The organism is Streptomyces sp. NPDC085946 (assembly GCF_044540485.1).
Taxonomy (GTDB): Bacteria; Actinomycetota; Actinomycetes; order Streptomycetales; family Streptomycetaceae; genus Streptomyces.
Genome location: NZ_JBITSF010000040.1, coordinates 1 through 19268 on the forward strand (window position 1 = coordinate 1; position 19268 = coordinate 19268).

General features: G+C 69.0%; 11 protein-coding genes and 1 pseudogene. 7 read left to right on the top strand and 5 right to left on the bottom strand.

What is annotated here, in order from left to right:
• Positions 1-1113 (top strand): hypothetical protein (locus ACIF8T_RS38195; protein WP_400041803.1); only part of this gene is annotated, 1113 nt, incomplete at its 5' end.
• A gap of 262 nt (positions 1114-1375) precedes the next feature.
• On the opposite strand, the gene ACIF8T_RS38200 is transcribed toward ACIF8T_RS38195, so the two are convergent.
• The 3 genes from ACIF8T_RS38200 to ACIF8T_RS38210 form a co-directional block, all read right to left on the bottom strand.
• Positions 1376-1885 carry a hypothetical protein gene (locus ACIF8T_RS38200; protein WP_400041805.1) on the bottom strand — a complete coding sequence of 170 codons (510 nt, stop codon included), beginning with the start codon at positions 1883-1885 and terminating at the stop codon, positions 1376-1378.
• 70 nt (positions 1886-1955) lie between these two features.
• Positions 1956-2426 (bottom strand): hypothetical protein, encoded by a 471-nt coding sequence (locus tag ACIF8T_RS38205; protein WP_400041807.1) that lies wholly within the window; start codon positions 2424-2426, stop codon positions 1956-1958.
• A 200-nt stretch (positions 2427-2626) separates the two neighbouring features.
• A complete protein-coding gene (locus ACIF8T_RS38210) occupies positions 2627-3181 on the bottom strand; it encodes a hypothetical protein (protein WP_400041808.1) in 555 nt (184 codons plus the stop codon).
• Between the two features lie 284 nt (positions 3182-3465).
• On the opposite strand from ACIF8T_RS38210, the pseudogene ACIF8T_RS38215 reads away from it, so the two are divergent.
• The 3 genes and pseudogenes from ACIF8T_RS38215 to ACIF8T_RS38225 all read left to right on the top strand — a co-directional run.
• Positions 3466-3573, top strand: a pseudogene (locus ACIF8T_RS38215) (integrase); the annotation flags it as partial.
• 228 nt (positions 3574-3801) lie between these two features.
• Complete coding sequence (locus ACIF8T_RS38220; RefSeq protein WP_400041810.1) at positions 3802-4167, top strand: hypothetical protein; 366 nt, start codon at positions 3802-3804, stop codon at positions 4165-4167.
• A 108-nt stretch (positions 4168-4275) separates the two neighbouring features.
• Entirely contained in the window at positions 4276-8091 is a 3816-nt protein-coding gene (locus ACIF8T_RS38225) for a CHAT domain-containing protein (RefSeq protein WP_400041812.1), read from the top strand.
• On the opposite strand, the gene ACIF8T_RS38230 is transcribed toward ACIF8T_RS38225, so the two are convergent.
• Positions 8076-13040: a hypothetical protein gene (locus tag ACIF8T_RS38230; RefSeq protein WP_400041814.1), complete on the bottom strand. Its 4965-nt coding sequence runs from the start codon at positions 13038-13040 to the stop codon at positions 8076-8078. The two genes, ACIF8T_RS38225 and ACIF8T_RS38230, sit on opposite strands and share 16 nt — an antisense overlap.
• Positions 13041-13143: 103 nt before the next feature.
• Here ACIF8T_RS38230 and ACIF8T_RS38235 point away from each other — a divergent pair, with 103 nt between their 5' ends.
• Together ACIF8T_RS38235 and ACIF8T_RS38240 are read left to right on the top strand one after the other, a co-directional pair.
• Complete coding sequence (locus ACIF8T_RS38235; RefSeq protein WP_400041815.1) at positions 13144-13620, top strand: hypothetical protein; 477 nt, start codon at positions 13144-13146, stop codon at positions 13618-13620.
• 62 nt (positions 13621-13682) lie between these two features.
• Positions 13683-17069 carry a CHAT domain-containing protein gene (locus tag ACIF8T_RS38240; RefSeq protein ID WP_400041817.1) on the top strand — a complete coding sequence of 1129 codons (3387 nt, stop codon included), beginning with the start codon at positions 13683-13685 and terminating at the stop codon, positions 17067-17069.
• 16 nt (positions 17070-17085) lie between these two features.
• Here the strand turns inward: ACIF8T_RS38240 and ACIF8T_RS38245 are convergent, their stop codons facing one another.
• On the bottom strand, positions 17086-17847 hold the full coding sequence (locus ACIF8T_RS38245) for a hypothetical protein (RefSeq protein WP_400041819.1): 762 nt from the start codon (positions 17845-17847) through the stop codon (positions 17086-17088).
• Positions 17848-17917: 70 nt separating this feature from the next.
• On the opposite strand from ACIF8T_RS38245, the gene ACIF8T_RS38250 reads away from it, so the two are divergent.
• Positions 17918-19255 (top strand): hypothetical protein, encoded by a 1338-nt coding sequence (locus ACIF8T_RS38250; RefSeq protein ID WP_400041821.1) that lies wholly within the window; start codon positions 17918-17920, stop codon positions 19253-19255.
• The last annotated feature ends 13 nt before the right edge of the window (positions 19256-19268 follow it).

Consider the following 19268-nt stretch of genomic DNA (forward strand, 5'->3'; position numbering starts at 1 on the left):
CCGGCTGCCGACTGTGACACCGATTTCGCGTCGGGGATCCGGCGCGGGGTGATGGCCGCGGATCAGTTCACTCAGATCGCCAACGGCCTGTTCCGTGACGGCCGGCTGTCGTTCAAGGCGAAGGGGATCTTCGGCTACATCTCCACGCACCGCGACGGCTGGCAGATCACCGTCAGCGAGCTGGTCCGCCACGGCAAAGAAGGCACGGACGCGATCACCACCGGTCTCAAAGAACTGGAGAAGTACGGCTTCCTGCTCCGGGAACGCCAGCGTCATCCCGACGGCACCCTCGGGGCGGCCGCATACTTCATCACCGACCTGCCCGCCCTGCAAAACCGCAGGTCGCAACCAGAGTCGGGTTTTCCAGGATTGGCTGAACCTATGTTGGCTAATCCCGGCACTAAGAACACCATGAGTAAGAAGACCAACAAGCAGAACACCAGACCCCTCCGTCCGTGCGCCCCCGGCGCCGCCGCACGCACTCCCGCAGGGACGGACCAGCCGCACCCGCCGACCGCTCCCGCGCCCGCCCCGCCGGCCGACGAGATGCATCCGGGGATCCGGCTGCTGCTGGAGATCGCAGCGAGCCGTCCCGAGCTGCTGCTGACGGGCAAGGCACTGACCGACCAGGGCCGCGTGGTCACCGTCATGCTGGAAGCCGGCTGGAGCGCCGAGCAGCTGCGCCACGTCATCACCGACCGGCCCCTGCCCCACCCGGTACGCACCTCGGTCGGCGCGATCATCGCCGCCCGGCTACGCGCCGCCCAGGCCTACCCACCCCCCACCACCGCGGCCGGCCACCCGGGCACGCACCGGCCGGCCGAGCCGTTCACCGCGCCGGTTCCCGAGCAGTGGTCGGCAGAACGCTCCTCGACCAGGGCCGCCGCCCGCACGGTGAACGAGGCCCTGACCTACCGGGCGCTCGTCGAATGCGCGGGCTGCGGAGTCCCCGGAACCGCACCCGGTGAGGACCTCTGCCCGACCTGCCTGGGCTGGCCACCCTGCCGCACCTGCCCCGGACCCACCCCCCGCCGCGCCCACCCCGACGGCGACGGCCGCTGCACCACCTGCGCCACCGCAGAGGTCCGCTCTGTCCAGGTGAGCACCTCATGACGGGCACACTCCGCTCACCGCACCGGCTGCAGCCGGACAGCTCATGTAATCCCTTCGTCAGTACTCCTGGGTGGGGAACTTCAACCACCCAAACCCCCGTTATGCAGCTCCGGGATCTGCGCGCCTACCTGCACTGAGACTCGTCCAACTTCGAACCTGCAGGTCATCGGGGCTGGTGTGAATGAGTGATCTCGTACTCGTGCTGGTCGCGGACGGTTGTCTGCTCTCAAGATCGTCTGTCAGCGTGCGACTTCGGCATTGGTCAGCACGAGCAGCGCCCGCAGCAGCGTCGCCGCGTAAACAGCAGGCGGCCCTTGTCGCCGGTGAGCGCGAGGAAGAGCAGGCCGTGGGTCTTATGTTTCCCGCTGAAGTTGCGGCGGTTGTCCACTCCGGTGTGGCGCCGGGTGCGGACCAGAGTGCCATCGACCAGGACGACGTGGCCGCCCTTTCGGGTGACTTTCTTCAGCGCCCGCTCCAGCCGTGGGGCCCGCGCGGCAAGCAATCCGATCACCTCCAGCACCCAGTGGCGCACCGTGGTCGCTGAGATGCGGTTGCCTCCCGCCATGTCGGCAAGCCGCTGGTCATGGCGAAGAACAGCGAGGACGATCGTGGCGATCTTCCCGGGCGGCAGCTTGCGCCACCGGGAGCCGATCTTCTTCAGGTGGCCGCGCAGCAGGTTGCCGAGGAAGGCCAACGTGGTCGTGGACAGCTGCAGACTGGACTGGTAGACAACCGTCTCAGCACCCCCGGCGGGGCTGGTCTTGTTTCGCATACGACATCAACTGCCGTCGGCGGCAAAGATGTTACGGCCCGGGCCGTGGTCCGTGGTGGCGGGCACGAACTTACAGCGTGGTGGTGAACTTTCCGTCTGCCAGCTTGCGTGGCCAACCCCGCTCGGCCAGCCGGTTCAGCTTCGCGCGCAGCGCCTCCGAGTGGGCCAGCTCGGTGGACATCCCCAGTTCGGCACAGACCTGCTTGACCATGACCGGCCCGTCCGCCTGCCGCACCACTTCCATGATCCGCTGGTAGTCCTCGGGCAGCATCGCCTCGTTCATGCCGCGCTCGCGCTGCGGCACCAGCAGCACCGCACGGCCCGCGACCTGCCCGGCAGCCTGGGCCGGCGTAGCCTCTCGCTCCGTTTCGGCGTGCAGCTGTTCGGCCAGCCGGCGTGCGACGCGCTCGGCGACGGCGAGCTCCTCCGGCTCGTCACGCACCTCTTGGGGTTGCTGGCTCAATTTCTCTGCCTGCAGCTTGAGTTCGGCCCTGCGGGCCATGATCAGCTCACGAAGGTCGGGTTCCGCATCCTGGGTCACCTGACGCACCTCCCGCCCGGATCGTACGGACAGCCGACCCTCGCACACCGGGGAATCTCCGCATCAGTGATCGCCAAAACGGCAACGATCTTGAGCTCGGGCAACTGCCCCCGGCCAGCACGAGGAAACGATCAACGACTCACACCAGCCCCGTGACCAGGACTTCAAGACGGTGGATCTTAATTGAACCTCACTGATCGTCAGCCGTGATAGCGCCCCAGTTCCGGCCTCACGAACCGCTGGTATGCCAGGGCCCACACGTCGGTCTCGCGGCGTACCCGTCTCATCGTGGATAGTCGGTCCTCAGCCCAGCCCTCGAGGAGTGACTCGGTGGCCGCCTGGCACGACCGTTCGAAGACCACGGCGCCCGCGGCAGTGTCCAGCCCGGCCTCGAGGAAGCCGACCGTTTCGATGGCACGCGCGGAGATCTCGTCGCGGGACATGGCCTCGTCCCGATCCAGATGCGCGAGGGTGGCAGCGGCAAGGTCTCGGTAACCGGCAAGGAAATCCTCGGGGAGAGGGAGTGCAGAGGCCTGCTCCCACAACTTGCCGTTTGCCTCCTCAGCCTCTTGGAGGAGCCCGGGATGGATCTCGGAACCGCGCAGATGGCGCCACACGGACCGGACTCCCCCGTCCACGCGGTAGTACAGGGACTGGAGACGCTCGTCCGCACACACAACGAAAACCGCGCTCCCGATCCGGAGGACCACGGACGCGTCGTAGGCCAAGCCGGCACCTCGGGCCAAGTCCTGCATGTGTGCTCCATTCTGCTGGGCTGTGCGGGCGAAGACGCCCGCTCCCCCACACCTGTCATCGGTCGACTACCACTCAGCACCGTAGTAGCCGACGTAATGGCCGCTCCTCGGCCTGTCAGGAAGCTCTCACACGCGTGGCAGACCGGTCACGCCGGGGAACCCGTGGATCCGTGATCGCCGAGACGGCAGACGATCTTGAGTTCCGTCAACCGCCCGTAACCAGCACGAAGAGACGATCAAGGACTCACGCCAGCCCCGTGACCAGCGCCCTCAAGATGGTGGATCTTCACTGGTACAGCGCCAATGCTCACCACTGCGACGTCTTGGCTGCTGAACGCCGTGAACGCGCCCACATCCGCAGCGAAAAGGGCACCCGCTGGGGTAGACGATGAGTTGCCCAGGCCGCGTCAGCACCCTCAGGCCCCTTGCTCCGCAGGGCGCCATACGTGCCGGACGTCATGCTCGCGGCTCTCGTTTCGGTGCCCATCGATGAACTCGGCAGTGATGAAACTGTGCCCTCATAGAAGCAACGTTCCGAATCGTGACCTGATGTCCACAGTGTCAACCCAACCGGGCGAGGCTGCTTCGTCACTGCTCTGGAGGATGCCCCTGACGACCCGGTGATCGTCGTTGACCACCGACTGATCCGCAGCCATTCGCTCACCGCCGCCCAGAAGAAGGCGGGCCATCTGATCAGCCGCGAGTACGCGGCGAACGAGCACAGCTTCGCCGACCTGAAGAATTGGCGGATCCTCACCAAGGCTCGTATAAGCGCTTGCTGCGTCACCACACTCGTGTCCGCCCTGACGAACACGAAAGCCGGCCGCTGGCGGACGATCACGTCCCTGACCGGCAGGAGCGCCCCACCCATCCCCCGCGTCAGCTTCGTAATCTGTGGCTTCTGGTTGGACCTCCCAATGGCACTGTTCGAACTGCATGCGCGGCTCCTCCACCGCGGGGTGACCCCCATGGCGACAACGCGGTAGTCCTTGAACAGCAGCGCTCTGCCCAAGGGCTACCACTGCAATTTTCGCATCACACTCGAACATGAGTATTCCGTTACTAAATGAAGCCGGTGCGACCATCATGGAGGTGTGACCGACACAACAGAGCCCGCAAGCGCCCTTCCTGCGGCCTGCGCCGCCCTGCTGAAAGCGAGCCTGGACGAGGGGCCAGCGGTCCTCTTCACCCATGACGCGGAAGCCCTGCTGGGCCGACTACGCGAGGCGGCTGTACAGAGCGACACCGAAGTCCTGTACCGGGCCGCCGCGGCCCTCCACTGGCATCGGTACGCGGTGAGCAGCAACCCCGGATCGTTGCGTGAACTCGCCGGCGCCCTCGCCATGCTGCTCGCAACCGGTCTTCAGCAGCAGGGGCTGCTGGAGGCGGTCCTCCGCCTGTGTCGACAGCGCCCCGAGACTCAAAGCCCCGCCTTCCAGCACGACCTCATGATCGATCTGTCTCAGGTGGCCCAAGAGTTTGCTGCCTCCCAGTTCCTTGTGCTTGCCTTGGAGATCGGCCGGGGCCTGACCGCCGTACTACCGCCGGATCACCCGGTACGACTGCCTGCCGCGACCAACACCGTCCTACTGCGGTACCACCTCAGCCGGGCGGTGCGGAACGGGGATGCGCTCCTCGATGAGGCGGTCCGGGAGCTGCGGCTGGTGATCGCCGACCTCCCGCAGGACGCTCCCAACCGGCGTTTTCTGTTTGCCTCGCTCGCCGACATGCTCCGGGCGCGGTTCGAACGGCGCGGTAAGCGCAAGGACTTGACGGAAGCGCTGGAGCTGGCCGAGCGCGCGAACGAGCTCCCTACCGAAGCCGGCGGACCTGCTGGCGAAAGAGGCTCTGGTGATCCCTGTGATCCGGTTACCCCGGTCGATGCGGTTGATGAGGTCGACCCGAATTCCGGGTACGAACTGGCCGTGCTCGGGCTGACCTTGCTCGCTCTCGCCGAACAGTCCGGGCAGTTGTCCGACCACGACGCTGCCATCGTCCATCTGGATGCGGCCCTGGCGGCGACCCCCGCCGGGCACCCGGAACGGGCCGGGCGCTGTGCCGGTCTGGCCCTGGCACTGCGAGAGCGCCACCAGTTGGCTCCCGACCCGGCACACCTCGTCCGGGCCGTCGACCTGGCGCGGGAGGCACGTGACCTGCTGCCGGAGCACCATGCCGAGCGCCCGGCCGTGATGCTCACCCTCTGCCACTGTCTCCAGGTTGCCTTCCGTCACGGCGGCCCCCGCGCCTACCTGGACGAGGCCTTTCAGACTGGAGCAGAAGCGCTGGAGGCACTCGGGTCCGAGGATCCCCGCAGGCCCACCGTCCTGTCCGCAGTCGCCCTGAATCATCAGCTCCGGTTCGAAAACGATGCCGCACCGGACGACGGTGACCGAGCGGTGGCGCTGTTCCGGGAGGTCGTCGAGACCGGCGTGGACGGTGGTGTCGGTGACGACGAACACGCGGGCCACCTGTCCAACCTCGGAGTAGCCCTTCGGACGCGCTTCGAGCGGACCGGTGACCTGGACGACCTGCATGACGCGGTTACCGCGGCCCTGGACGCCGTACGAGCCAGCGCGCCCGGCTATCGGCGGGCGCACCGCCTTGGACAGTACGCGGGCATCCTCATGGCCCGCTTCGAACACACTCGGGCCGTCTTGGACGTCGAGCACGCGATCGACACTCTGACAGAAGTTCTGGACATCCTGCCGGAGGACGACGCCGAGCGGACGGGGTACCTCCATAACCGAGGGCTGGCACAGGTCGCCCGCTGGCGTGTGTTGTCCGACTCGGACGCCCTGGTGGGGGCGTTACGTGATCTGCGGGCAGCCGCCGACCGGGGCCGAGCCGAGCGGTTCCCGGATCTGGCCGCCGTACAGTCCGCGCTGGGTGGCGTATTGCGGATGCGGTTCGAGCAGCTTGGCCGGATCGAGGACCTGCATGAGGCAGTGCGGGTGGGCCGGGAAGCTGTCGCCGAAGAGTCCGGTGACCCGGTAGCCCGGGCGGGTCGCCTCACCAACCTGGGCACCACCCTTCACATGTGTTTCGAGCACGGCGGGAAGAGCAAGGACCTCTTGGAGGCAATCCGGGTGGGAGAGCTGGCTGTGCGGCTGCTCCCGCCAGGCCATCCCGATCTGGGTGCGGTGCTGATGAACCTGGCGCACGCCCGGCGTGCCCGCTTTGAGGAGACGGGCGATATCCGGGCGGGTGCCGCAGCCGTCCTGGCCTATCGGCGAGCATGCCGGACGTCCACCGCGCCCGCTGTGGTGAGGCTCCAGGCAGCCCGCTCGTGGGGCGCCACCGAAGTCCTCCGGCAGGAGGCGCGCCCTGCGCCGGCCCGCCGGTGGGATCGGGCACTCGCCGGATACGAGGAGGCGGTAGGGCTGATGCCGGTGGCCGCGTGGCACGGCATGGCCTACGAGGAGCGTGGCATCGTGCTCTCCCAGGTGGCCGGCACCCCGAGCGCTGCCGCGGCAGTGGCACTGCGCGCTGGGCAGCCCGAACGTGCTGTAGAGCTTTTGGAGTTGGGCCGGGGTGTCCTGCACGCACAACTCATGGACCGGCGGAGCACGGCGGAAGCCATCCGCGCGGTCGCCCCCGATCTCGCCGACCGCATGAACGAGGTGCGCCGCCGCCTGGAACGGGCGGCGACCGAACGCAGCCTCGTCCTGGCACTGTCGCCGTCCGGGGAACCGGCCGCAGGCTTTGGTGCCTCCGGTGTCGCGGAGGGCCTGCGTCGAGCGGGGGCACTGGAGCTGGCACGCACCTGGGACGCGTTGGTCGCCGAGGCGTCGGCGCGCCCCGAACTGGCCGGACTGCTGAGCCCACCGCAGTTCGACGCCCTGCGCATCGCGGCTGAGCAAGGGCCCGTGGTGCTGCTCAACGCCAGTGTTCTGCGCTCCGACGCGCTGATTGTCACGCGGGAAGGAGTACGGGTGTGCGAGCTGACCGGGGTCACGCCCGCGCACCTGCGCAAGGCCCTGGTGGCCTACACCGAGGTGGTCGCCGGGATGCGCCGCTTTCCTCGGCTCGGGGATCGGCGCCGAACCCACCTGTCCGCCCGCCTCAGGGAGCTGCTTGCCTGGCTGTGGACACGGGTCGTGGAACCTGTGCTCGACACCCTGCGCCTGGGACACCGAGCAGAGGGCTGGCCCCGGCTGTGGTGGTGCCCGGCCAGCCTCTTGGGACTGCTTCCACTTCACGCAGCGCAGACCTACGACCCTGAGCGGGGTGTGGACACCGGCGCGGTCGACCGGGTCGTCTCGGCCTACACCCCGACCCTAAGGGCGCTGCTGGAAGCGAGGAAACGCCAAATACCTGCCACCGCACCAGCGGGCCGTCTGCTGGTGGCCCTGCGGCACACTCCCGAGCTGAGCGAGCTGCCGTACGTGACAATGGAGGCGGCGCTCACGCGGGCCACGCCGGAGCCGACGGAGATACTGGAGGACGCCGGTGCGCGGAGGGAAGCGGTACGGGCTGGTCTTTCCCGCCATCGGCATCTGCACTTCGCCGGTCACAGCAGGCAGGACTCCAGCCGTCCTGGGGCGTCCTGCCTGCGGCTGCACGACGGTCCGCTGACGGTCGCCGAAATCTGCGACCTCGAACTGCAGGGCACCGATGTTGCGTTCCTGTCGTCCTGCGAGGGCGGAGCGTCGGATCCCGACCTACCGGATGAGACCCTCGACCTCGCGGGCGCGCTGCTGATCGCCGGCTACCGCCAGGTGATCGCTGCCGCATGGGCGGTCACGGACGAGACCGCGCCGCAGGTCGTGCAACACATCTACAGCCACGGGACGCCTGCGGCGGGGACAGGTGAACCGTGGGTGGCGGAGGCCCTGCACACCGCCGTCCGCGCAGTACGCGACCGGCTGCCACCTGTGGAGTGGGCGGGCTATCGCTACAGCGGGGTGTGAACGAGCCGGGGGGTGGCCGTTCCGATGCGGCGTTCCAGTGCGATCCGTAAGCCGTACAGGTGGGAGCGGTCCTCCGGCGTCAGTCCGTGGCCAGCGACCAGACGTTCGGCGAGCCGACGGGCGGCTGCCAAGGCATCGGCGTCAACCGGAGTGAACGGACCGGGCCGCCAGTGGACAAGGGCATTTCTCGCAATGACGGGCAGCCGAGGGTCCTCGCCCGGGAGGGCCTCGAGCACGGGCGACCAGTCTCCCGCCACAGCCAGGGCGACCAGCCGGCCCACCGCTACGCTGGGATGGACGCCGGCCGTGTCGAGCTCCTGCACGGCCTGGTACGCGCGGATGGCATCCGCGCACCCGGCACCCGCCCGGGCGGCCAGGTACCCCGTCGCCACCACCAGATCCGCGAAGGGCGACACCTCACGCACCCCGAACGCTCCGAGCGAGACCGGTACGGCCGTGTCGGCCCCGTCCCGCCGCGCGATCGCCTCGCACAGCACGGGCAGGGCATCCACCAGCCCGAGGACGGCCGCCGCCCGGGCCAGACGCGGTACGGCGGCTGGCTCGGCGCTCCGCAGCCGCCGCAACACTCCCTCCAAAGAATGGGCTTCAATGCCATCGGTTATGCCGTCCGGGACTGGTCCCGCCAGCAGGAGAAAGCCCTGGTCGGCCAAGGCGTCGATGGCGAGGTCTTGGTCGCCTGTGTCGGGTGAGCAGAGCAAAATGGCGACGGCAGTCGGATTCGCCGAGCAGCGGGTCAAAGTGGCGTTCCAGGCGCCGTGGAAGCGGGCCGACAGCCCGGCAGCGGCCAAGGCGCGGTGAACCTGGCGTGCGAGTCGGAACCCGGCCAGTCGGTCGCGGGCGAAGACGGTGTCGACGAGTGCCGCGATGCCTTCCAGGGAGGAGGCCGAATCGCATGCCTCCGCTGCCGTCACCGCGAACTGTTCGGCCTGCGTGAGTAGTCCGGTGGGCAACCTTCGCACGGTGGTCGCGACAGCACCGGCGCGTTCCGGAAGCCCGGCCCCGGCCGGCGAGTCCGGACCAGACAGCAGGGCGAAGGCGTCGGCGGCGCGCTCGGGAGCGTCGTACAGCAGTCGGTGCAGCGCGGCGGCGAGGCACAGCGCGTCGGTGGCTGTCCGCAGCACGTCGTAGGCGGTCGCGGGTTCACCCTTGTTCCAGAGTATGCCTTCGGCGGGCGTCGCCTCATCGGGGCGCGGCGTGCCGCAGACGTACTCCTCCAGCAGTTCCCCGGACAGTTCCCCGATCCCAGGCGCGAAGCGCCGTTCCAGCAGTGCGCGAACCCGCTCAGAGCCCGGTAGCTGCTGCACGAGCCGTTCCCGCTCCACAGCAAGGTCACGGGCCTCGCGGCCGGAGAGCGGACCGTTCATGGCCCGCTCGACATACGACAGCCCTTCGCGTTCCGCTGCCAGCCGGGCTTCCGACAAGGCTGCGGGCTGGGAGGCACCCAAAGCATCCAGGGTGACCAGTGCGGCCCGCACCAGGGGCCACGGGGCACCGGGTCGGACCAGGTCGGCCGCGTAGAGCGCCAGACGGTGCAGGCGGAGTGTCCCAACGGCGGACAGCGCGGACAGCGTCAATTGTTGCGGGGCGTCCAGTGTGAGCAGCGGGGCCAGGCGGTGGGCCAGTTCCTCGGCCAGACGGCGGCTCTGCGAGGCCTGGCGCGTGGTGCGGGCTGCCGTGACCAGGGCCCGCAGCGCCGCCATCCGGGCGGTCTGCGGGCCGTCCGGGTCGGACAGAGCGGTGAGCAGGTGGCGGTAGGCCACCGGCGCGTCGAACGCGGCCAGCGAGTCGGCCGCCGCGATGTGCTCCAGCTCTCCGGCGTGCCGGTCGGCGAGGATCGCCGCCCGACTATGCAGGAAGGCCTCGACCAGCCTGCGAGGGGGACGGGCCGGAGCTCCCAGCAACTTGGCAGCCTGCACGGGGTCGGCCTCCGCAAGGTCCTCCACAAGCTGCGGCAGCCACTCCCTAGACGACGGTGCCAGCGCGGACAAACACCGAAAGGCCTCATACCAGCGGTGATGCAGGGCCAATCGCCGCAGCAGCTGTCTGTCCTGGGTTCTCGCGCGCAGCCAGCGGAACGCGAAATAATCACGTTCCTCGACGCGGTGGAAGGTCCCTTCCGGGGTGAGCACTCCTGAGGCGATGAGCAAGGCTCGCACATCTTCTGGAGGTTCGTTGCCGCCCAGCGACACCTCTTCGGGATCGATGAGGTGCGCCGCTCGCGCCTTCACATAACGACGCACCGTGTTGGGCCAGTTTGCACTAACCTCGGCGAAGCAGGCGTCCAACACTTCGTGTTCATTGCCCGGCCGACGCCGTGAAGGCGCGCCGACAGGCCACCGGGCCAGACGCGAGAGCAGCAGGGGCGAGCAGCGTCCCTCCCGTAACAGTTCTGCCCATGTGCCAGACATTGCCAGGTCGATGAGTTCAGCAGCGTGCTCCGGGCCGAGCCCGCGCTGCGCGGAGCGGCGGGCGAGGTAGCGGGCCGCTTCCTCCGGCCGGGGACCGAGCAGGCGCACGGTGGTGCAGGCGTCGTAAACGGCGGCCGGCTCCCGGCCCGGTACCGCCACCGTGATCGGCACGGCCGGCCGGCGGGCCCAAAACTCCCGCAGTGCGTCGGCTGTGGCCGTCGCGTTCGTGTTGCCAGGGAGATCGGCCAGGAGGTGCACCGCGCCCGCCGTGAGAAGGCCCGTTTTGTCGGCGCCGGGTGCCATCGTCTCCAGCGCCGCCATGACCTGCTGTTCCAGTTTTTCCACATCCGTGCACTGGTCGATGGCATCCCCTGCCAGACGCACGGGCAACAGCCCCGGCACAGCCGTCGCCGTCCCTTGGGTGCTCTCCGGCCCGCTGTCCAGCAGGGCGGCGAGTCTTCTGCGTTCCACCTCGTCGAGCAGCGTCGTGCGGCCCGATCCGGCTCCTCCGAGCACCAGGGCGTGCGACGCGGCCATCACCTGGTCGACGGCGCTGGGCGCGTCGGACCAGATCCGCCGGCCGTCCCGGGGCGCCGGAGCAGCCGTCTCGGCGGACAGGTCGATGAACGGGGTGCGCACCCCCCGTTCCTCGTCCAGTTGCCGGCGTCGGCGGTGCGCCGCCGGACCAGCCACCGCACGGGCCACGGCGGTGCGGCAGCCCTGCAGGACGTCCGTGAGACCGGTGCCGAAGTTTCTGTCCGCCGGCAGCCCTTTGACCACCGCGGCCAAAAGACCCGCCGCTCGGGGATCCGGCTCATCCGGGAGCATGGGCAACAATGCCTGTACAGCAGAGCTGAGTTCGGCGGCGTCCCACAGGTCGAGGCAAGGGCCGCCCTGTTCCAGGGCCTCCGTCGCGACACAGGCCGACGCCACCTGAGCACGCCAGCATGCCGTCGTCTGCAGGTTGTCCGGCCACTTGAACGCGCGGTGAGCGGAGAGCAGCAGGGCAACCTGGTACTCGCTCCACCAGGGCTGGCCGGTGTCCTTGCCCGCGCAGATTTGCCGTACCCGCGCCCGCAGGACGGCGAGCAGCCGGATCGCGGTGACCACGCCCTGGCCCCGGTGGGCAACCAGACCGGCGAGCCGTTCGCCGAGCGCACCGAGGCTGTCAGGACCCGGCGGTAGCAGGTCCGCCACCAGGTCGCCGAGCAGCAGCAGGCGCTGTATGGCTATGAGGTCGTTAAAGGACAGCCCGTCGGCCAGGGGCCGGCGCAGCATGTTCAGCTCCAGCCATGCCAGATCGTCCAGCACCGGCATGCCGCGCTGGCCCTTGGCGTAGTCGATGAGGAAGGGCCGGTCATCGCAGAACAGGACGTTGCGATGGTTGAGGTCGCCGTGGACCATACCGACGAGGGTGGCGGCAGTGCGCTCACAAACGACTTGTTCGAGCAGGGCGAAGGGATCCCGGGCACGCGTGCCGTCTACCTGGATGATCCCCGGTGTGGGGCCGAGCGACCCCAAGGCGGCGGCGATGCGGCGCCGGGCGCGATGTGGTCGGGTGTCGGTCACCTTGCCGTGGATGTACTGGACCTTGTCCAGGTCCAGGTTGCGCAGCGCAGTCATATCGCAGCCGGGTTCGAATTCAACGGCTACTACCGCGTTGTCCCGGCGGATCAGGAAGCCCTTGTCGGTGGTCTGCAGCCCAGGCACGTCGGCGGTCCGTGGTTTGGGCACAGTGAGCGTGACGGACTGTCCCGGAGACAAGACTCCCTCCTCTCCGGGGGGTGCGAGTCCTGCCCGTACGACTTCCAAGGGCGCCAGCACATGGGCTTCGAGGGTCTTCTTGTCCGCACTGCCGTACACTGGCTGGCCTTTTGAGTCGACGCCGTTCACCACCACCCATACATCAGGGCCAAACGACTTCTTTGCCGCCATCCGGTCGCTGTGGTCGCGCCGAGGACTCGCCCCTTGGTACATCGCCTGGGAGGCGGCGCTCAGCAGCCGGTCCAGTGAGGACACGGCGCGTGCAATATCGCCTGAGGTATCTTTCGGTGCCATTGCCAGCTCGACTAACTGTTCAAGGCTCAGCACCTCTTGGTCCGGCTCGTATCCGGCCCACGTAGCCACATCGACGTAGACCACCGCTTCGTCAGGTTCGAGGTCCTGCGCGACGGCTGGATCGTTGGCGCCCGGGGTGGCTGTACGAATAGGTACGAAAAGCACATTGGGGAGCTGGGAGAAAATCTGCCGAAACGCCTGGAGTTCGTCGTGTGCCTCTTCGGCGGGGGCCAGTTTGGCCACGTGCCGGGTCCACAGTCCGTCTGTCTTCACCTGCAGACCGATGACCAGTGCTCCGCTCAGACCTTCGCTGAACCGCCTCTCCACGAAAATCTGTTCGGGTGACCACGAGAGGAGCCCCAGTACGCCCTGATCTCCCTCGGCCGTCCACGTCCTGTGCAGCGCGGCTGAGATACGCGCCCGGGCCGCTCTGTCGAACTGATCGGCGAACGTGATCCGCACTCTGCCCCCTGCCCGTAACAACCGCGACCGCGGCATCCGATACAGCGTAGCCACGTCGGCACATACGGCAACGCACAGGCGGTATGGCAGCTACGATCCGACCGTGCACACTGCGAATGACAAGGAAGACGACGTGACCGGGTCGGGCGCGGTGGACGGGGCTATAACGGGGCCGTTGACCTGGGATGACATATGTGAGCAGTTCCATGAAATCCGGGTACGTGCGCACGCTCATTCCCTTCAGGACGACTGGCGGATGCTGGTGACCGAGCCCGGCACGCCCACCACCGCCCTGCTCCCGCGGTGGCAGCGACTGGTCGACGAAATCGAGCGGCTCGACGCGGGTCGGGACGACTCGGTCGTACGACACGGCGACGACATTGCCGAAGAGGCGGATGAGGAGACGGACAGCGCCTGGCTCGACGAATGGGAACCGGCGGGCGAGCAGTTCGGCTGCCCCGGTGACTTGTGCCGGCGAGTCCGGACCGCCGATCTGATGCCCCCGAAGTGCTGGCTGCTGGGCCGGAACATGAAGCCGGTCCCCCCGAGCGCGCAGACTGCCCCGGAGGGCACGCACTGAGCGCGGCAGCAGACCGGCAGGAGTCGCTCAACCGCGACCCCGCGGCAGAACTCGGTGCGCTTTTGCACGACTGCCAGGAGACGGACGACGCCACGGCGCTCCTCGCCGATACGGCCCTGCTGCTGGCTGACGAGGTGCTCGCCGGTGTCGACTGGACGCCGCGGGACGAAACGGGCGTGCCGGTCGAGGTACTGCGGACTGCGATGCTCGTGGCGCAGCTGCACCGGCAGCGCGGCCGGCACGACCCCGAACGGCACACCGGTGAAGTCCGATCCGCCGCGGAGGTGATGCTGACCGCCCTGGCGCTCACGCCCGACGGACCCGATCCACTCCTGCTCAATCAGTACCGGGCCGCCTACGGCGGCATCCCGGACACCCAGGTCCTGGCGCTCGCCCGGCACGCCGTGGGCATGCGCGTGCTCGAGCACGCAGAGCGTGTGAACGACACCGACGCCGTGCGCCGCGCCCTTGTTCTGCTGCACGGCGCACTCGCGGTGGCCACGCCGGAACACCCCCACCTGGCCGCACTCCACAGCAACCGGGGCTCCGCGCATTGGGCGTTGTTCGAGCGGACCGGGGACCGGCGCGCGCTGGACGCCGCGGTGGCCGACTTTGCCCGCGCGGCCGGCGCACCGGCCGGCAGTGTGCGTCCCGCTGCCGCGCCGCACGGCGGGAAGGACCGCGCTGCTCTGTTGAGCAACCTGGGCGCGTCCCTGTCCGCGCGCTTCGAAATCTCGGGCGGTTCCACGGCGGACCTGGAGACGGTGGTGCACGTCCAGCGCCTGGCGCTGCGGGCCACGGCGCACGACGACCCGGACCGCGCGCTGTACCAGTCGAACCTCGGCTCGTCGCTCATCACCCGCTTCGAGCACACAGGCGACGCGGGCTCACTCGCCGAGGCGGTAAGCCTGCTGGCCGACAGCTTGCAAGCGCCTTCGGTGAATGGCCCCGAGCAGGCCAACCGGCAGGGAAACATGGCGCGGGCGCTAGTGCGCCACTTCGAGCAGACGGCGGACACGGACGCGCTGAGGGCCGCGCTCGACCACATGACACAAGCAGTGGCGGCGACCCCGCGCGACCACCCGGACTGGCCGTTGCGGCTGGGCAACCTTGCCGCCGTCTGCCTGCGCGTCTTCGACCGGACCAAGGACGACACAGCGCTCGAACTGGCCGAGGACGCGCTCCAGGAGGCACTGAGCCACCCGCACCGGCTACGACGGGCGCACCTGGACACCCTTGGCACCCTGCACCAGAGGCGCTATGACGTAAAGGGCGGCTCCGAGCACGTCAGGAATGCCGTCGCGGCGTACGAGGAGGCGCTCGCGCTGACCCCCGCTGGTCACCCCGGCCGCCCGGGCGCCCTGTCGAACCTGGGCAACGCACTCATCGGCCGCTACCGCGCCGACCGGGACCCGTCCGACCTCGACCGCGCAGTGAGCCTGCTCCGCGAAGCCGTACGCGGCCCTACCGAGGACCCCGACCGCTGCCGTTACCTGACCAACCTGGGCGCAGCCCACGAGGAACGCGCAAAACTGGCCACGCCACACGCCGGACGCTCGACCTCCAAAGGATTCGCAGCCCGCGCCGGAGACTTCGCCTCCGGCGCGCCCGCGCCGCACGCCGGAAGATCCACACCTGCCGGACGCTCGTCTCGCGTCGCGGGCTTTCCCACCGACGGGGCGCCGCCCCCTGCCCTGCGTCCCGCACCCGCCGGACAGGCCATACGGGAGCGGGAACGCGCGCTTGCCGCGTACGCCGCGGCCGCCGGCGTGGCCACCGCCCCCGTATTGGGGCGAGCGCGGGCCGCCTTATATCGGGGACGGCTCGCGGCCTCGGTCGATCCACGACGCGTGGACGCGCTCGACGGTTACCGGCATGCCGTCGGGATGCTGGAGACGCTGGCCTGGTTCGGGCTGGCGCGGATGGACCAGGAGCGGCTGCTGCGCGAGTTCTCGGGAGCTGCTGCGGAAGCCGCCGCGTGTGCCATCACACAGGGCCGTCCCGATTCGGCACTGGAGCTGCTCGAACAGGGACGCGGGGTATTGCTGGCCCAGGCGGTCGGCGGACGCAGCGGACATGAACTGCTCGACCAGACTCAGCCCGCGCTGGCCCGTCGGTTGCGCCGGCTCCAGAGCGTCCTCGAACGCCGTACGTTCGACTGGCGGGAACCCGCAGAGCCCTCGGCTCCGGCATTCGCCCAGCTCATGGCACGCTGCTCGACGGCGGCCGCCGAACGCGAGACGCTTTTGAAACGGATCCGGCGCATACCGGGACTGGAAAAGTTCCTGCTGCCCCCGGATGCCACCGAACTGCGCGCCGCAGCCGAGCAGGGCCCAGTGGTCGTCGTCAACGTGAGCAGGCTGCGCTGCGACGCGCTCATCGTCACCACCGGTGGCGTCCGCTGCGTCCCCCTGCCCGGTCTGACCCGGGACCGGTTGCACACGGTCGCCCGCACCCACCTGCGGCTCGTCGCGGCGCTACGGCGGCCCAGTACACCCCGGCAGCGTATGGCCGCAGCCGAGACCCTGCGCGAGACACTGGCGTGGCTGTGGAGCGCCGTGGCCGAGCCGGTGCTCACCGACCTCGGCCTGGGCCACCGCAACGACGACTGGCCCCGCCTGTGGTGGTGCCCCACCGGACCCCTTGCCCTGCTCCCCCTGCATGCCGCCCAGCACTACGACACGGCCCGCCTCCACGACACCGGAGTCACCGACCGGGTGATCTCCTCCTACACTCCCACCTTGCGCTCCCTGATTGCCTCCCGGGAGTGGCCTGCCGGAGCCGAGGACTCCGAGGATCTTGAGGGTCCCGAGGGCATCCGTTCCCTGCTCACGGTCTGTGTACCGCGCGTCCCGGGCAGGCCACCCCTCCGGCACGCCGCACGGGAGGTACGAGCGGTTCGCGCCGCGCAGCCCCCAGGGCTGAAGGGTCGCTCTGTGGTTCTCGCCGGACGCAGGGCGACCCTCGCGCGTGTCACGGCCGAACTCCACCAGCACCGCGGGTTGCTCTTCGTGGGTCACAGCGCCCAAAGCCCGAACGACCCCGGCCGCGCGGCCCTGCACACCCAAGACGGTCCGCTGACCATGCGGGAGATCGCTGCGCTGCGGCTGCGTACCGCCGATTTCGCCTACCTGTCCTCCTGCGAGAGCGCCCTGGGCGACCTGACCCTGCCCGACGAGGCCCTCTCTTTGGCCGGCGCGCTCCAGATCTCCGGGTTCCGGCAAATCGTGGCAAGCCTGTGGTCGGTGCTCGACGTGAGCGCTCCGGAAATCACGGGCGGTTTCTTCGCCCGCTGGTCGGCGACCTCGCCAGCGACTGCAGCGGCCTGTACGGGAGCGGCTCCGGCGAGTGGCGAAAACCCGGCAACGGCGCTGCACGCCGTCCTGCGCTCCGCGCGCCTGACGAACTCACTGCTGGTCTGGGCCGGTTATTGTCACACCGGCTGCTGACGCCGTCCTGCGTGCCTCACCGCAGCATTGGCAGGTCCGCGTTGAGTCGCCGCTCCCCGAAAAGATATGCGGACTGCGGCTGGATGTAGCACCTGTCACGGCGCCCGTACTCAATATCGAACGCCGACACCTGGATAATTTCCTCATCGGAGGGATCCTCCGCAAAATCCAGCAGCAGCCGTCGCAGATCGGCAGCACCGGACGACGCAGGATCGAGATCGCAGACCTCCATCAGACGCAGCTGCCGGTACGACTGCCCGGGAACGCGGTGCGGACCGTCCAGCACAGTGCGTACGACGACGAAGTCGACGCTCGTGAGATCGACCCCATGGTCCGCATGCCCCACCTCGGCCAGTTCCTCGCCCAGTTCACGGCGCAGGCACTCCGTCACGGACTCCCGTCCCTCGCCCTTGGACCACCAGCGTGCGAATCCGGCGACCGATCTGGAGGGCACGAACCCCCTCAGGTCGTGCCTCATGTCGGGCTGACTGCGCGGCTCCTCATGAAAGCCGAGACGCTCCAGGTCCGGGCGGGCCACCGCCGAGTACTTGACGACGCCGCCCGGCGGGCCGTAGGAGCCAGGGCGGCGCGGCGAATGAAACAGGACGTACCCGCCGTCGTCCTGGACGCGCAGTAGCACGGCAGCCGACACCCGCATCCGCCGACCGGGCCGCAGCGCCGGCAGCAGAAGCCGCAGTCTGCGCCGGTGCAGCCACAGTACGGTCGCGCCGGAACCGAGCACCGACACGGTCAGCCCGGTCAAGATCTCCTCCAACACTGCCCCACCCCCGAATGACGTCGCGTCGGAATCGTGCCCGCGTTCGTTCTGTCCCTTCGACAATGTCCCCATGGCCCGCGACCGTGACACACCGAACCCGTTCCGATTCCCGAGCGCCCTGGTCCGCCGGGCGAGGCGCCGGCTGCGCAACCGCCTTGCCGCACACTGGAACGACCGCGCGGCCACATGGATGACACGGGCCGAGGAGCGGGCCGCGCGACGACGGCTGCGCCGCGCCGAGCGTCTCCTGCGGCGCGCGATCAAGGTCACCACATCCGAACGGACCCGCCGGCACTTCTATCTGAACCTCAGTCTGCTGCTTCAACAGCGCCATGAACTGTCTTTACGTGGCGATCCGTTGGAGGCGGGCGAGGCGGTCACCGCCGCCCGTCGCGCCCTCGCCGGCCTGTCAACGGAAGAGGAATGGTGGTGCGCGGCCTTGTGCACTCTCGCGGACGCACTGCTGTTGGTGCATACGACAGGAACCGGCACCGAAGCCCAACTCGAGGAAGCTGTGCACTGCATGGTGCGCGCTGTTGCTGATGCCCCGCGCGGATCGGACGAGTTGCCTGCTCTCATCGTCCGGCTCGGCAACGCGTTGGAGAGGTCAGCAGATTCAGGAACAGACATCGAGGCACTCGACCGAGCTTTCGACGCGGCCCGCAGAGCCGTGGCGGAGGCTCCCGGCGAAGCGCGGTCCATGGCGCGGTTCGCGCTGGCCGAAGCGCTGTGCTCGGTCGCCTCGGCCGCCGACTGGACGGCCGCCCTCGACGAAGGTATCGAGATATACCGGGACATCGCGCCCGAGTTTTCCCCGGACAGTGGAGTGTTGCACGCCCTGGGCACAGCCCTGCTGCTGCGCGATGAAGCCGAGAACGACCCCGAAGCGGTCGCCGAGGGACTGCGTGTGCTGCGGGAGGCGGTCTCCGTCACTGTTCCGGGGAGCACGCAACAGCACGCGGTGGAACAGGATCTGGCAGCGGCCCTGCACACCTCGTACGAGCACAACGGGAATTCCGCATTCCTTGACGAGGCAATCACGCTGCTGCGCACGACGGTCGATGCCACGCCCAGTGGGGAGCCCGTACTCACCCTGCGCAGACTGCGCCTGGCCATCGCCCTGGACGCCAGGGCCACTCGCACCGGCGAGCCGGACGACGCACGCGAAGCCTTGGATCTGCTGACCCGGGCCTTGGCCGACTCCGTCGCCGAAGAGGACGACGAGGAACACGCCAGCGTCCTGCTCGCCCTGGCGAACACCTTGCTGACACTGGGCGAACTCACCGGCGAACCGGGCCTGGTCCCAAAGGCCATCAGCTATCTGCGGACGGCCGCGCAGACGGCGACGGGCACGCTCCTGCAGGTCCGGATTTACTCCAGCCTAGTACTGCAACGGTGTTTGCCGTGACTGTTGGCCAGGT

Bases quoted from the DNA above. Each gene is read 5' to 3' on its own strand.
- ACIF8T_RS38200 (WP_400041805.1), bottom strand. From the start codon at position 1,885: ATGCGAAACAAGACCAGCCCCGCCGGGGGTGCTGAGACGGTTGTCTAC.
- ACIF8T_RS38210 (WP_400041808.1), bottom strand. From the start codon at position 3,181: ATGCAGGACTTGGCCCGAGGTGCCGGCTTGGCCTACGACGCGTCCGTG.
- ACIF8T_RS38250 (WP_400041821.1), top strand. From the start codon at position 17,918: ATGGCCCGCGACCGTGACACACCGAACCCGTTCCGATTCCCGAGCGCC.